The sequence below is a fragment of the Flavobacterium rarum (SeqCode) genome (assembly GCF_965234445.1).
Taxonomy (GTDB): Bacteria; Bacteroidota; Bacteroidia; order Flavobacteriales; family Flavobacteriaceae; genus Flavobacterium; species Flavobacterium rarum.
Genome location: NZ_OZ248503.1, coordinates 52,264 through 66,279, shown reverse-complemented (window position 1 = coordinate 66,279; position 14,016 = coordinate 52,264). Strand labels below are relative to the sequence as shown.

At 34.6% G+C, this 14,016-nt stretch carries 15 protein-coding genes; all 15 read left to right on the top strand.

Annotated elements, in window-relative coordinates; translation table 11 throughout:
- Positions 1-2: 2 nt before the first annotated feature.
- The 15 genes from hisH to AC8GF4_RS13995 all read left to right on the top strand — a co-directional run bounded on the left by hisH (position 3) and on the right by AC8GF4_RS13995 (position 14,013).
- Positions 3-608, top strand: a complete 606-nt coding sequence (gene hisH / locus AC8GF4_RS14065) for an imidazole glycerol phosphate synthase subunit HisH (protein ID WP_506595564.1) — start codon at positions 3-5, stop codon at positions 606-608.
- Positions 601-1,347, top strand: coding sequence for an imidazole glycerol phosphate synthase subunit HisF (gene hisF, locus AC8GF4_RS14060; protein ID WP_506595562.1), 747 nt, complete (start codon positions 601-603; stop codon positions 1,345-1,347). Before hisH ends, hisF begins: the two co-directional genes overlap by 8 nt.
- Before the next feature lie 12 nt (positions 1,348-1,359).
- Positions 1,360-2,058 carry a pseudaminic acid cytidylyltransferase gene (pseF, locus tag AC8GF4_RS14055; protein ID WP_506595560.1) on the top strand — a complete coding sequence of 233 codons (699 nt, stop codon included), beginning with the start codon at positions 1,360-1,362 and terminating at the stop codon, positions 2,056-2,058.
- A complete protein-coding gene (locus tag AC8GF4_RS14050; protein WP_506595558.1) occupies positions 2,045-2,605 on the top strand; it encodes a GNAT family N-acetyltransferase in 561 nt (186 codons plus the stop codon). Before pseF ends, AC8GF4_RS14050 begins: the two co-directional genes overlap by 14 nt.
- On the top strand, positions 2,599-3,063 hold the full coding sequence (locus tag AC8GF4_RS14045) for a GNAT family N-acetyltransferase (protein WP_506595556.1): 465 nt from the start codon (positions 2,599-2,601) through the stop codon (positions 3,061-3,063). Before AC8GF4_RS14050 ends, AC8GF4_RS14045 begins: the two co-directional genes overlap by 7 nt.
- Position 3,064: 1 nt before the next feature.
- Positions 3,065-4,102, top strand: a complete 1,038-nt coding sequence (gene pseI / locus AC8GF4_RS14040) for a pseudaminic acid synthase (protein ID WP_506595555.1) — start codon at positions 3,065-3,067, stop codon at positions 4,100-4,102.
- Positions 4,103-4,428: 326 nt separating this feature from the next.
- A complete protein-coding gene (locus tag AC8GF4_RS14035; RefSeq protein WP_506595553.1) occupies positions 4,429-5,313 on the top strand; it encodes an NAD-dependent epimerase/dehydratase family protein in 885 nt (294 codons plus the stop codon).
- Between the two features lie 11 nt (positions 5,314-5,324).
- Positions 5,325-6,764, top strand: coding sequence for an NDP-hexose 2,3-dehydratase family protein (locus tag AC8GF4_RS14030; protein WP_506595551.1), 1,440 nt, complete (start codon positions 5,325-5,327; stop codon positions 6,762-6,764).
- A gap of 1 nt (position 6,765) precedes the next feature.
- Positions 6,766-7,794, top strand: a complete 1,029-nt coding sequence (locus tag AC8GF4_RS14025; RefSeq protein ID WP_506595549.1) for a Gfo/Idh/MocA family protein — start codon at positions 6,766-6,768, stop codon at positions 7,792-7,794.
- A gap of 1 nt (position 7,795) precedes the next feature.
- Positions 7,796-8,851 carry an acyltransferase family protein gene (locus AC8GF4_RS14020; RefSeq protein ID WP_506595548.1) on the top strand — a complete coding sequence of 352 codons (1,056 nt, stop codon included), beginning with the start codon at positions 7,796-7,798 and terminating at the stop codon, positions 8,849-8,851.
- Positions 8,852-8,855: 4 nt separating this feature from the next.
- Complete coding sequence (locus AC8GF4_RS14015; protein ID WP_506595546.1) at positions 8,856-9,521, top strand: acyltransferase; 666 nt, start codon at positions 8,856-8,858, stop codon at positions 9,519-9,521.
- 27 nt (positions 9,522-9,548) lie between these two features.
- Positions 9,549-10,907, top strand: a complete 1,359-nt coding sequence (locus tag AC8GF4_RS14010) for a lipopolysaccharide biosynthesis protein (protein ID WP_506595545.1) — start codon at positions 9,549-9,551, stop codon at positions 10,905-10,907.
- A gap of 6 nt (positions 10,908-10,913) precedes the next feature.
- Positions 10,914-11,744 (top strand): hypothetical protein, encoded by an 831-nt coding sequence (locus AC8GF4_RS14005; RefSeq protein WP_506595543.1) that lies wholly within the window; start codon positions 10,914-10,916, stop codon positions 11,742-11,744.
- Complete coding sequence (locus AC8GF4_RS14000) at positions 11,745-12,953, top strand: hypothetical protein (RefSeq protein ID WP_506595542.1); 1,209 nt, start codon at positions 11,745-11,747, stop codon at positions 12,951-12,953. It abuts the gene before it with no gap.
- Positions 12,943-14,013 carry an alpha-1,2-fucosyltransferase gene (locus tag AC8GF4_RS13995; protein WP_506595540.1) on the top strand — a complete coding sequence of 357 codons (1,071 nt, stop codon included), beginning with the start codon at positions 12,943-12,945 and terminating at the stop codon, positions 14,011-14,013. Before AC8GF4_RS14000 ends, AC8GF4_RS13995 begins: the two co-directional genes overlap by 11 nt.
- The last annotated feature ends 3 nt before the right edge of the window (positions 14,014-14,016 follow it).

Sequence of the window (14,016 nt, the reverse complement as noted above, 5' to 3'; positions counted from 1 at the left end):
TAATGGTAGCAATAATTGATTACGGAATGGGTAATGTAGCTTCTGTTCAAAAGGCTTTGAATTTTTTAAAAATTGAGAATGTGATTACTGACGACCATGAGGTAATAAAAGAGGCTAAAACTATTTTCTTGCCTGGTGTTGGCTCTTTTGCTCAAGGAATGAAAAATCTGAACGATAGAGGTTTGGTTGAATTGCTTACCGATGAGGTTATTGTGAAAAAGAAAAATTTCATAGGAATTTGCCTAGGAATGCAGTTGATTATGGAAAAAGGGATGGAACCTTTTGAATGTAAAGGTCTAGGTTGGGTAAAAGGAAGTGTCGTTAAATTTGAATTGCAAGATTTAAATGTCCCTCACATGGGTTGGAATAATATTCAGGTTTTGAATAAGACCTATTTTAAAGAATGTCAAACAGACGATTTTTATTTTATTCATAGTTATCATGTCGTTCCCGAGAATAAGAAAGATATTGCTACAACTGTTAATTATGGTTTCGATGTGGTTGCCAGTATTCAGAAAGATAATATTTTTGCTACACAATTTCATCCTGAGAAAAGTCAAAATGCAGGATTGTCACTTTTAAAATCTTTTTTCGAAATAAATGCTTAAAGTACGAATAATACCTATTTTAACCTTTAATGGTTTTGGTTTAGTTAAAACTAAAAAGTTTTCTAATCCCAGAATGGTTGGGAATCCTGTGCAAGCGGCTAGAGTTTATAATAGTCGTGGTGTTGATGAATTAGTTTTTGTAGATATTTTTGCTAGTTCACAAAAGCGAAAAATCAATTTAAAACTCGTTGCTGATGTGATAAAAGAATGTTATATGCCTGTGGCTATTGGTGGCGGTATTGAAACAATTGAGGATATAAACAATTTGCTGAAAATTGGTGCAGATAAAGTTATAATAAAAACTAAGGCTTTATTGGATGCAAAATTCATCGATGAAGCGGTTGCTTTTTTCGGAAGCCAATGTATCTCTATTGCTATTGATGCTTATCTAACTCCTAGTGGGTACAAGATTTTTAATAAATTAAACATAGAAATTTCTTTAAAAGATTTTGTTAATCAGATGATTTCCTGTAAAGTAGGGGAGTTTGTAGTTACTAGTGTTGATAATGATGGAATAATGGATGGTTTTGACATTGATTTGATAAAACAAGTGTCTCAGTTGACGAATATTCCAATTATTGCTACTGGTGGTGGTGGGTTGATGGAACACTATAATGAGTTATTCTCACAAACAAAAGTACAAGCGGTTGGTTCTGCCAGTATATTTCATTTTACGCAGTTTACGCCTTTGGATATAAAAAATGAATTGAAAAGTATTGATATTCCAGTTAGAATATAAAATAAATTGAACTTGAAAAAAATCGCCATTATTCCCGCTCGTGGTGGAAGCAAACGTATTCCGAACAAGAATGTAAAAGACTTCTCTGGAAAACCCATTATTGCGTATGCTATTGAAGCAGCTTTACGTAGTGGTTTGTATGACGAGGTAATGGTTTCAACAGATAGTGAAGAAATTGCAGAAGTAGCTAGTAAATATGGAGCAAAAACGCCATTTATTCGTAGTGCTGACAATAGTAATGACTTTGCTACAACGGTTGATGTATTGTGTGAAGTATTAGACTGGTATAAGGATAAGAACATTCTATTTGAATATGCAACTTGTATTTATGCCTGTGCTCCTTTTGTAAATGTTAAAGTCTTACAGGATTCTTTTGATATGTTGATTAAAGAAAATTGTGATTGCGTATTCCCAGTTTTGGCGTATTCACATCCAATCCAAAGGGCATTAAAAGTTTCTGACTTGGGTAAAATAGCCACTTTTGATGATTCTAATTCCAATGCAAGAACTCAGGATTTGGACAAAGCATTTCACGATGCGGGGATGTTTTATACTTTTGATGTGAAGAAATTAATGGTAAATAAAAGTTTACGCACACAAGACACTTTTGCAATTGAAATTGATGAACTTCATGCCCACGATATTGACACAGAAAATGACTGGATTTTGGCAGAATTAAAATTTAAATTATTTCCGAATGAAGTCGTATAGTTGTTTAGAAAAACAAATTATTGAATTGGGCAATTTTAAAATTGTTCCGTTGCGTTACGAGAATCGTTTGGATATTTTGAAATGGAGAAACGAGCAAATTTATCATTTACGACAAAGCAAACCGCTTAGTGTTGAAGACCAAGAAAATTATTTTAACACAGTAGTTGACAAACTCTTTGATGAGGAGCAACCCAATCAAATTTTATTTTCTTATTTAGAAAATGATGTATGTATTGGTTATGGTGGTTTAGTGCATATCAATTGGATTGATAAAAATGCAGAGATTTCATTTATTATGAATACAGCATTAGAAAAGGATAATTTTCATACCAATTGGACTAACTATTTATCACTTATAGAAAAAGTAGCTTTTGAGGATTTAAAATTTCATAAAATCTTCACTTACGCTTTCGACTTACGTCCTCGTTTATATCTTGCATTGTTAGATGTCAATTTTATTGAAGAAACTCGATTAAAAGAACATTGTTTTTTTGATGGGAAATATATAGATGTAGTGATTCATTCTAAAATAAATAATAAATGTTAAGTTTTCGAAAAGCAACTTTAGCCGATACAAAGCTCTATTTTGATTGGGCAAATGATTCGGATGTTAGAGAGCAATCATATAATTCCACTGCTATTGATTTTGAAAATCATAAAAAATGGTTCGAAAGTAAAGTAGAAGATGATTCGTGTATGTTGTTGATTTTTCAAAATGAGGAAAAGTTAAATATAGGACAAATTCGCATTCAGAAAGAAAATGAAGAGGAAGCTTTGATTGGAATTTCTATAGCTTCGGAATATAGGGGAAAGGGGTTAGCAAAGGAAATACTACTTTTGGCATCCGATTATTTTTTAGAAAACAATAAAGGCTATTTGATAAACGCCTATATAAAAGAACAAAATAAAAGCTCGAAGCAAGCTTTTGAAAAAGCAGGATTTGAGTTTAAAAATATAATAAAGTATGAAAACTGTAATAGTTTTCATTTTACAAAAAAAGTTTAAAATGCAAATAGATAATTTTATAATAAACAAAGAAAGCAAGGTTTTTATCATTGCCGAGCTTTCAGCCAATCATAACGGTAGCATTGCTACTGCTATTGAAACTATCCGTGCAGCAAAACGTGCAGGGGCAGATTGCATTAAACTGCAAACCTATACCGCCGATACTATTACAATTGATTGCGATAAAGAGGATTTTTTGATAAAAGGCACCATTTGGGAGGGTAAAAACCTTTACAAATTATATCAAGAAGCCTTTACCCCTTGGGAATGGCACGAAGAAATTTTTAGAGTTGCTAAAGAAGAGGGAATCATCTGTTTCTCTTCTCCATTTGATAAAACAGCGGTTGATTTCTTGGAAACTCTAAATGTTCCGGCTTATAAGATAGCTTCTTTTGAGATTACGGATATTCCTTTGATTGAGTATGTGGCTTCTAAAGGGAAGCCAATCATTTTATCTACAGGTATTGCAGAGCAAGCAGATATTGAATTGGCTTTGGATGCATGTAGAAGAATGGGTAATTATGATATTGCCTTATTAAAATGCACCTCTAGTTATCCTGCTCCTATAGATGAGGCGAATATGTGTATGGTAAAAGATTTGGCTGAGCGTTATAATGTTCTTAGTGGGCTTTCAGATCATACCATGGGAGCAACCGTTCCTGTCGTAGCGACTTGTTTTGGTGCTAAAATCATCGAGAAGCATTTTATTTTGGATCGCTCCATAGGTGGTCCAGATGCTTCTTTCTCCATGAATGAAGAAGAGTTTACCGCTATGGTCAAAGCAGTGCGAGAAGCCGAAAGTGCTATCGGAGTTGTGGATTATACTTTGACGGAGAAACAATCTAAAGGAAAAGATTTTTCTCGTTCTCTTTATGTGGTTGAGGATATGAAAGCTGGAGATTTGATTACAGAAAAAAATGTGCGTTCTATTCGACCGGGGTTTGGGTTGCATCCTAAATATTATAATGAAATATTGGGGAAAAAAATGACTAGTGATTTGAAGAAGGGTGCAAGAGTAAATCTAGAATATATTAAGTAACATTAATATTCTCTAAAATTTTAAAAATACTCTCTTAGATTAATGATTATCTATCAATTGCGAGCCATTCAAAAAAGCAGATAATCTCCTTAGTCATGAAAAAGAGTAAGACTTTGTTTAAATGCATAACTGATAGACTCGGAAGCGATGCATGATAAGTATTAATAGTACAAAACTCCAAGAGAAACTCGGATAGGAATCGTCTTTGCAGTTAAAAGAAGTAATCGTGAAGACTGTCAAGTGATATCTTAAGAGAATGAAGCTTAGATAAATAATATAACTTCTGACGACTACTTGAAGTATTATTCAGACATATACAATAATAAATGAAGATTAGGTGTGCAATAATTGGTGGTAAAGGTTACATTGGAAAGCATCTTGCATTCTACTTGCAGCAGAGAGGAATTTGCTCGCAAGTGTATGACATGCTGGATTGTGACGAGATAAACTTCAAGAAGATAGATATTTCTAGCCCAGAATCTGTAGAAAAAATAGATCTGAATGTGGATTATATTTTCATGTTCGCTGGTCTTACGGGCACTTACAATGGGTTTGATAAGTATCAGGTATATAATTCAATCAATGAAATTGGCTTATTAAATCTGCTCGATGCTATTCGTAAATCTAAGTACAGGCCAAAGATTGTTTTCCCTTCAACTCGGTTGGTATATAAAGGTTTAGACAAACCCTTAAAGGAAACGGATGAGAAGGAGTGTAAGACCATCTATGCGGTCAATAAAATAGCATGTGAGGGTTTGTTGCAGGCATATAACGCAAGTTTCGACATTCCGTATACCATCTTTCGTATTTGTATTCCATACGGTAATCTTCTCTCTACCGACTATTCTTTTGGGACAGTAGGCTTTTTCATTAAACAAGCAAAGGTGGGTAATGATATTACCCTCTATGGAGGTGGCACTATAAAGCGCACATTCACTCATATGGAGGATCTTTGTTATCAGATAGTTGAAGGAGCGTTTAATCCAAATAGTAACGAAGAAATATATAATATAGGTGGAGAAACACTTTCTTTGCGTGAAGCCGCTGAAATTGTAGCTCGAAAGTTTGGCACAAAGGTAGTGGATATTCCTTGGCCTGAAAAAGACCTTCGCATTGAGAGCGACCATACCTACTTTGATGATTTAAAGATACAGGAGCTACTTAATTTGAAACCATATAGACGACTTCAAGATTTTTCAAATGATATTTAATTTATAGCAATATGAGAACAAGAAAAGTAGAAGATGTACAATTAGACTTCCTAGTCTCTGCCTTCAGTCATGGATCATTCATGAAAACGCAGGACATACTTTTTTGGATGAAACAGCAGAATGACGCAGTCGTTTCCAAAATACAGCAGATTCCAATCAGCGAGTTGAAAGGTTGGAACTATTGTAATGACCGTATTGGACATAATTCAGGTAAGTTTTTCAGCATCGATGGTATTCGTGTCAAGACCAACTATCGAAACATACCAGAGTGGGATCAGCCTATTATCAATCAACCTGAGATTGGTTTCCTTGGTTTTGTGGTGAAGAAGTTCAATGGTGTTATGCACTTCCTAATTCAGGCAAAGATAGAACCTGGGAACCTAAATATAGTGCAATTGTCACCTACACTTCAGGCAACTCGTTCCAATTATACACGGGTTCATGGAGGAGATTCACCTAACTATTTGGAGTATTTCAATGGCGAAAAGAATGTGATGGTTCTTATTGATCAATTGCAGTCAGAGCAAGGTGCTCGTTTTCTTCATAAGCGTAATCGTAATATCATTGTTGAGGTTGACGAGAATGAAGATGTTCCTGTAAATACTAACTTTATTTGGGTATCGCTTGGTCAAATTAAGGAACTACTTAGGCATGATAATATTGTCAATATGGATAGTCGTACCGTAATATCTTGTATCAAATTCGGTAGTTATTCTGAACATTCATTAAAATTGATGAGTTCAGTAAAGAATATGGCGGGCATAGAGTCGGAAAAGCCAGATTCATTTCTCTATTCAGTTTTGAGCGAAACTAACCACCTTCTAGATTTACAGGACATTATCCATTGGATTACATCACTAAAGTTTAAGTATGAGCTTGAGGTTAAGCCTATTGGTATATCAGAAATGCAGCATTGGGCTTACGATGGTAATACTGTTAGTCATGAAAACGGAAAGTACTTCGATGTGATAGGTATGCGTGTTGAAATTGGAAATCGAGAGGTCATTTCATGGGATCAGCCGATGATTCGTTCAGCACAGGAAGGTATCATTGCTTTCATTGTAAAGAAGATAAATGGAATATATCACTTCCTTGTGCAAGCAAAACTTGAATCAGGCAATTTTGATGTGGTTGAGTTGGCTCCCACAGTTCAGTGCTTGACTGGTAACTATAGAAAAGGAAAGAACGAATATACCATCCCATATTTGGAACAAGTTCTAAATGCACCAAAAGAGAACATTTGGTACAGCAGTTATCAAAGTGAAGAAGGGGGGCGTTTCTTCCAAGAGCAGAATTTGAATATCATTGTAGAAGTTGGTGATGAGTTCCCAATTGAGGTTGATGAAAATTATTGCTGGATGACACTCAATCAAATGCTCTCATTCGTTACGTATAATAATTATTTGAACATTGCTGCACGTTCATTGCTTTCAACCATAAGTTTTTATTAATATGATTAGAATTGGAATTATATGCCCTTCTGAAATTGCATTAAGAAGGTTTTTGCCTGCATTAAAGAAGGCTTCGGATAAGTTTATTTTTGCTGGAATTGCCATTGCAAGTCCAAAAGAGTGGTTCGGGGATTTGTCTAATGTATCTAATGAGCAAACTGAGCAACAGCAGGCTAAAGAATTTGAAAAGGCATCAATCTTTGATTGCAAGGTTTTCAATTCATATGAGTCAATAATCAAGTCAGATGAAATTGATGCTATCTATATTCCTCTTCCACCTGCATTACATTTTAAATGGGCAAAGTTGGCATTAGAGAATGGAAAACATGTATTTATGGAGAAACCATTAACTTGCTCATTGGCTGATACTGACGAACTGATTTCAATTGCATCAAAGAAACATCTTGCATTACATGAAAACTATATGTTCTTCTTCCATGATCAACTTCTGGCGTTACAAGATGTGATAGCTTCAGCTGAAATAGGAGATGTTCGTCACTACCGCATCTCGTTTGGCTTTCCACGTAGAACTGCCAACGACTTTCGCTACAATAAAAAACTTGGAGGAGGGGCTCTTCTTGACGCAGGAGGTTACACCATAAAGTATGCTACCTATCTGCTAGGTGATTCATCTCGCATATCAGCTGCCAATGTAAACTACCTACCCGAGTTCGAGGTGGAGATGTACGGTAGTGCTACAGTTGTTAATGCAACAGGACAAGTTGCTCAGCTGGCATTTGGAATGGATAACGACTATAAGTGCGACATAGAGATTTGGGGTAGCCAAGGAAGTATCACAAGCGGTCGCATTCTTACTGCACCTGCAGCATTCGTTCCAACGTATACCATCAAGAAGAATCAAGATATTGAAACACGCGAACTTCCATCTGATGATGCCTTTCTTAAGTCTATCTTATACTTCTTTAATTGTATTGAGAAAGCATCAATACGAGAAGAAAACTATGTTATTTTACACAAACAGGAAAGTCTGATGGATGAATTCAAAAGCTTGGTGATTCTAAGAGGATAGTATGAAAGATAGATTAGATGTTATCACAGCTTATAAGGGGATAGCTATAATGATGGTAATAATGGTGCATTCTTATATCCGCTTCGATATACCTAATTCATTGTCATTTATAACTAGATTTGGGCAAATGGGATGTCAGATTTTTTTTGTCATTTCTGGATTCAGCTTGATGTTATCTTGCGATAGACATCAATATGGCTTAAAGGAATTCTACAAAAAGAGATTCTGGTCTATAGCAATTGGTTATTGGCTGACAATTGCTATCTATGCTTTATTAGCTTTCGGTAGCCTTCATTTTTTTGGTTCCAATTTGTTGGGAACCAGTATAAAGGGCTTAGATTATTTAGCAAATATATGCTTACTGCAAGGGGTGTTTTCATCATCAGCTAACAATCAGACAATTAGGGGTGGATGGTATATTGGTACTCTAATAGTACTTTATCTATTATTTCCTTTGATTAGGTTGTTATTCAAGAAATATACTCCCCCTTTAATCATGATAGTTTTATCATCGATATGCATGATGATAATAGTCGGTATTTCTATGATTGGCGAAAAATGGTATTGTGGGAACAATAGTTTTACATACTATAGTTTTATTAACCAGTTACCGTATTTCATAATAGGAATGTCATTATATCAAGCAAACAAAGAAGAAAGAAAGTGTAAAAACTCATTATTGGCAGGAATTATCCTTATGATCCTAAGCATCTATATCTTCAATTCAGATTTGCAGTTTGCTTTTGTGATAGAACCGACACTGTTTAGTATGTCAATCTATTTCCTTTTAATAGATGCATTGAGCAGAAAGTCTAATAGAACGTACCCAAAGTTTTTGATGAAGTTTGGAGACTTGAGTTATCCTATTTTTCTTACTCATTTTTTTGTCGTATACGAGATGGCATCTGTTGTGAAGATAGTTGCTCATAGGTTTGTTGAATTTCCTGAATGGATTATTTACCTGTGTTGGTTACCGATAGCATACGTGATCGTTTATATTACAGCTTACATATTTAATCTATTACTAAAAAGGATTAGAGTTATTGCTCAAATTTAGAGTTATGAATAAAATTTTAAAATTTCTAATATCAACTGATTGGTTAAAGACAATTAGAATAAATATGCATTATTTCCCCTTGCGGGATGCAATTAAGTTACCAATATTGATTGGGAAACGTACGGCTATCAATAAGATGAAAGGAGAAATTATTTTTGAATGCCCTATCAAAACCGGTCTTCTTAAAATAGGGTACAAATACATGGGAATGCAAGATCATTCTTATGAAAGAGCAATTTTAGAAGTTGAAGGTACAATAAGAATTAAAGGAAAAGTTTCATTTGGTAAAGCGTGCAAAATAAGTGTTTTACTTGGGGCTGTATTGTCTGTTGACGATGATTTTCTTTGCACTGGGGGTAGCACAATAGTTTGTAATCATTTGATAGAAATCGGAAAGCATGTACTTATGTCGTGGGACGTTCTTATGATGGATACTGATTTTCATAGTATTAATAGTTTTGATGGCGTCAAACTTAATATGGACCAACCAATACAAATCGAAGATAATGTTTGGATTGGCTGTCGTTCCACAATATTGAAGGGGACTCAATTACCACACGATAGCGTACTCGCGGCTGACTCGTTGATCTCGAAGTGCTGCAAAGAACCGAATAGTCTTTATGGTAATCTGGGTGTGATATTGAAAAGAGAGATCCAATGGTCACGTTAGTCCTAAAATTAATCAAATTAGTCATTTATGAAACTTAATATTGGACGCATTAATAAAATGTTAAAGACAGGAGGACGATCGCAGGAAGCCGTTAGGAATATTTTATTATCACTAGGGACAAAAGGTATTTCAATAATAACGAGCTTATTGGTCGTTCCTTTGACTATCAGTTATGTCAATCCTACACAGTATGGAATTTGGTTGACATTATCATCCATTGTAGCTTGGATCAGCTACTTTGATTTAGGATTAGGAAATGGTTTCCGAAATCAATTTACCAAAGCCCAAGCAAAAGGAGATGTAAAGCTTGCTCGCGAGTATGTTAGTACGACATATTTTGCTGTAACTTGTATCGTGCTTGCAATATTTATAGTAGTAATGATTGCAAATAAATACATTTCTTGGGACACGCTATTAAAAGTAGATGTGGGCTATAGGGTGGAGTTACACAGAGTATTCGCAATTATTGGAACGTTCTTCTGTCTGAATATGGTGGTCCGTTTATTCGGTACGTTATTGACAGCTGATCAAAAACCAGGGGTAGCATCAGTTATCAATTGTATAGGGGATGTATGTTCACTCGTTGCTGTATTTGTTCTAACTAAGGTATCGGATGGCAGCTTAACTTCTTTGGCGCTTTATTATTCAGGTGTCACTTGTCTCGTTATGCTTCTTTCCTCTCTTTATGCATTCATTTTTACCAAATATAGAAAATATGCGCCTACCCCAGCTTATATTAGGCCAAAACTAATAAAGAATGTTCTTTCGTTAGGAGTCCAATTCTTTATTATATCAATAAGTATGCTTGTGTTGTTTCAGGCGATAAATATTATTATCTCAAGAGAAATAGGGCCAGAGGCTGTCACGCAGTACAATATCGCCTTCAAGTACTATAATATTCTTCACATGATCATGACCATTATTATAGTGCCTTTCTGGTCTGCTTTCACTGATGCGTACTATAAAGAAGATTTTACTTGGATGAGAAGCACAGTCAAAAAGCTTGAAGTGTGTTGGTATCTGGAAATAGTGTTGGGAATTATTATGTTGTTTGTAGGACCTTTCTTTTTCAAACTTTGGGTTGGAGATAGTGTTTCGGTAGATACAAAGCTTTCAATAGCCATGTTAATTTATGCAGTAGTACAATCAATAGGTGCAATCTACATGAATATACTGAACGGACTTGGAAAGATAAGAATACAACTTATTATTTATTGCCTTTTTGCTGTAGTTGCATGGCCTATACTGGTCATGTCCTGTCGTCACTTTGGACTTTCAGGAGTATTACTTATACCTTCAGCAGTGTTTATATTTCAAGCGATATTGGGGAAGATCCAAGTAAAGAAGTTAATCAATAAAAGTGCTAGTGGCATCTGGAATAAATAAGTAATTATGAATGTATTTGTTACATTTTCTAACGCTCCATACTTCAAGCAGAGAGACTTGAATGCTCGTTGTGCAAGAAAATATGGAAAGTTTGATAAGATAGTGGTGTATGATATCGATAAGGATATGGATGATGAATTCAGGAATCTACATTTAGATATCTTGTCAATAAAGAAAGGAGCAGGTCTTTGGCTGTGGAAAGTATATTTCATCAATAAGGCATTTAAAGAAGAATGTTCTGAAGGAGATGTGCTTTTTTATCTTGATGCAGCAGCTTTTTTTTATCGATCTGCGAGGCCTCTTATCAACAATATGATTGGGGATATATTTGTGGCTCAGGTTCCATATTTAGAGGAATCGTTTACAAAAAGAGAGGTGCTAATGGCACACAATATGGACACTGAAGAAGTTAGAAAAAGCCGTCAGTTTCAAGCTTCATTTATTGCCTTTAGAAAATCGGCAGTTAGTAAAAAGTTCTTGGATGAATGGCTGTGTTTAGCTTCGAATTACGAGTTGATTGGTCCCGAATGTGACCAAAAAATTCAGTATGAAACTTTTTTCGAACATCGTTATGATCAGTCGATTCTTAGTGTCCTTTGTAAAAAAAACAATATAAAACCTTCTGATGATCCAACATTTCAGGGATGGCAAGGATACCCATTTATGGATGGTTTGCCATATAAAGGTATCCGGAGAAAGAAAAACAATCCTGTGTGCATATTCTTGCATAGAAATAGGGGTGACTATATGTTGATTAAAATTCTGATAAATGGGTTGAATCACCTATTCCCATACATAAAGAACAAAATCAAAGGAAAAATGCCAAAAGCTGAATAGATGTTTAAAATTGTAAATTATTTACACTTAAAGGATATCGGTTGGCTTGAGATGTTATTTGCACTCTATCCAATACTCAGTGCTTATTCATGGGGAATAGTCCCCTTGCATTTAGTAATGCCGCTCATCTTGATACTGATTTCAATAAAGCGCTGTCGTGGTCATTTTTTAAAAAGCAGAATATATAAACCAATTTTAATTTTCTTAGGTTTCTATATTGCTCATGAAATAGTGTGGCTATTTGTTATGAACTCAGTTCGGTTCTATTTCATAAATGCTGCCATATCTGGCATCATATGCTTGGGTTCTATTAACCTAATATTCCCAGCTATTGACAAGAAGAAGCTTATAGTTTCAATAAATTATGTGGCGATTTTAAGTATCTTGGGTTTGCTGTACCATGTGCTTCTAACCAGAATGGGCGGATCGGTAGAACCTCTGAAGCTACCATTAATAGGTTTTGACTTCACTCGACTTGATGAATTAGGAGATAGACCATCTTCTTTCTATATGGAGCCTCAGGCATTTGTGTCGTTTATGCTTGTTCCTTTATTTTTGGCATTGAAAGAAAATAAATTGCTATGGGCAGGCATAATTATTATTTCATTATTTTTATCAACATCTTCCACAGGTATCACCATCTCATTTATTCTGCTTCTGTTTTATGTATTTACTCAGAAGCTTAAGTTATGGCTAAAAATATTAATGATCATAGGAGGTATGGGATTGGCTTCTCTTCTTGTGAACTCTTCCTTTTTTGAGGTCGGTATGAGAAAGATAAACAATACCGATATCGAGTCAGATGTACGTTTAATCAATGGACTTTTCGTTGTTCAAGAAATGAATCTTTCAGATTTTGTCTTGGGAATTAGATATGCTAATCCTTATGATTATTATCTTGCTGGTAATGTTAGTAACCCTTTTGTAATGGTAAGTGATAATGGTATGTTTGTATCTTCTTTTTGGCTCGTAATTATTAGGTTCGGTATAATTGGCTTACTATTATATTTAAATATATTCTTTAAAATTATTAAAAATTATCGAGATATCCTTCCGTTCATACTATGTATATTCATTCAATTGTTTTCTAATTCTGACATGATTGGGTCGGGTTTCCTATTTCAATTCATTTTTATCCTATCATATATACAGTATAATAGAGGTGATTCGAAGATAAAACATAAAATCAAAATAAATAATGTGGAATAATATGAAAGTTGTGCATATTGAATCAGGTTTAGGTAACCAGATGCTCAGTTATTGTGAGTATTTGGCTTTAAAAAAGATGAATCCAACTGATGAATGTTACGTTGAATTAATGGTATACAGCATTCCGGAGTGTAATGAAACAATATGTCAGTGGAATGGATATGAATTGAACCGTATCTTTGGCATAGATGCTCCGAATATTAAGGACAAAATGACCAATGATGAATGGAACACAGTTTTTGCTAAAGTTAGAGAGAGTAAGTTCTGGAGTAAGGACTGGAACTTTCCAAAATATATTACGGAATCACTGAATACCACTGGATTGAATTTGAAAAATATTAGGGGTGACTTTGAGAGTGATGAATTTGACAAGGGAAAAAGTAGGGGCACTCTGAAAAAACTTCGTTATGAGTTTTTTAATTCTACGCGTTTAGGGGTTTCAATTAAACGTGCTATTTATAAAGCCCATGCAGAAAAATATATTAAAAGAGCAGATAATCAAAAGAATATTTTTATAGCAACAGATGAGAATATATTAACCGGACAATGGCTTACTTTCCGTTATAAGTCTAACGGGATTGAAAAGATTAAGGATGAAATTGAACAGGCTTTTCAGTTCCCTCAGTTCACAGATTCTAAGAATAAAGAGTTTGCAGAATTTATTGATAGTCATAATACTGTCTTTATCCATGCACGACGAGGCGATATGCTTTCTGCTAATGGTTGGTGTTATAAATACGGTTATTTTCGAGATGCTGTTAATTATATTAAGAAACGTGTTAATAATCCCGTATTTGTTTTTTTTACAAATACTGAAAGTGTAGAATGGTGTAAGAACAATAGTGATATTTTTGCATTGAATTACAAAAAGGATAAAGTATTTTTTGTCGATTGGAATAAAGGAATCGATAGCTTTAGAGATATGCAGTTGATGTCTCATTGCAAACATGGCATAATTACAGATAGTTCATTTGGATGGTGGGGGACATATTTTATCAAAAATCCAGATAAGATTACGATTTCTCCATCTGTTTTGCTAAATACCACACATACAATATAGTCA

Excerpts from the sequence above, each read along its gene's own strand:
- AC8GF4_RS14025 (WP_506595549.1), top strand. The coding sequence starts at position 6,766 with ATGATTAGAATTGGAATTATATGCCCTTCTGAAATTGCATTAAGAAGG.
- AC8GF4_RS14010 (WP_506595545.1), top strand. The coding sequence starts at position 9,549 with ATGAAACTTAATATTGGACGCATTAATAAAATGTTAAAGACAGGAGGA.
- AC8GF4_RS13995 (WP_506595540.1), top strand. The coding sequence starts at position 12,943 with ATGTGGAATAATATGAAAGTTGTGCATATTGAATCAGGTTTAGGTAAC.
- AC8GF4_RS14050 (WP_506595558.1), top strand. The coding sequence starts at position 2,045 with ATGAAGTCGTATAGTTGTTTAGAAAAACAAATTATTGAATTGGGCAAT.
- hisF (WP_506595562.1), top strand. The coding sequence starts at position 601 with ATGCTTAAAGTACGAATAATACCTATTTTAACCTTTAATGGTTTTGGT.
- AC8GF4_RS14000 (WP_506595542.1), top strand. The coding sequence starts at position 11,745 with ATGTTTAAAATTGTAAATTATTTACACTTAAAGGATATCGGTTGGCTT.
- AC8GF4_RS14045 (WP_506595556.1), top strand. The coding sequence starts at position 2,599 with ATGTTAAGTTTTCGAAAAGCAACTTTAGCCGATACAAAGCTCTATTTT.
- pseI (WP_506595555.1), top strand. The coding sequence starts at position 3,065 with ATGCAAATAGATAATTTTATAATAAACAAAGAAAGCAAGGTTTTTATC.
- AC8GF4_RS14020 (WP_506595548.1), top strand. The coding sequence starts at position 7,796 with ATGAAAGATAGATTAGATGTTATCACAGCTTATAAGGGGATAGCTATA.
- hisH (WP_506595564.1), top strand. The coding sequence starts at position 3 with ATGGTAGCAATAATTGATTACGGAATGGGTAATGTAGCTTCTGTTCAA.
- AC8GF4_RS14030 (WP_506595551.1), top strand. The coding sequence starts at position 5,325 with ATGAGAACAAGAAAAGTAGAAGATGTACAATTAGACTTCCTAGTCTCT.
- AC8GF4_RS14035 (WP_506595553.1), top strand. The coding sequence starts at position 4,429 with ATGAAGATTAGGTGTGCAATAATTGGTGGTAAAGGTTACATTGGAAAG.
- AC8GF4_RS14015 (WP_506595546.1), top strand. The coding sequence starts at position 8,856 with ATGAATAAAATTTTAAAATTTCTAATATCAACTGATTGGTTAAAGACA.
- AC8GF4_RS14005 (WP_506595543.1), top strand. The coding sequence starts at position 10,914 with ATGAATGTATTTGTTACATTTTCTAACGCTCCATACTTCAAGCAGAGA.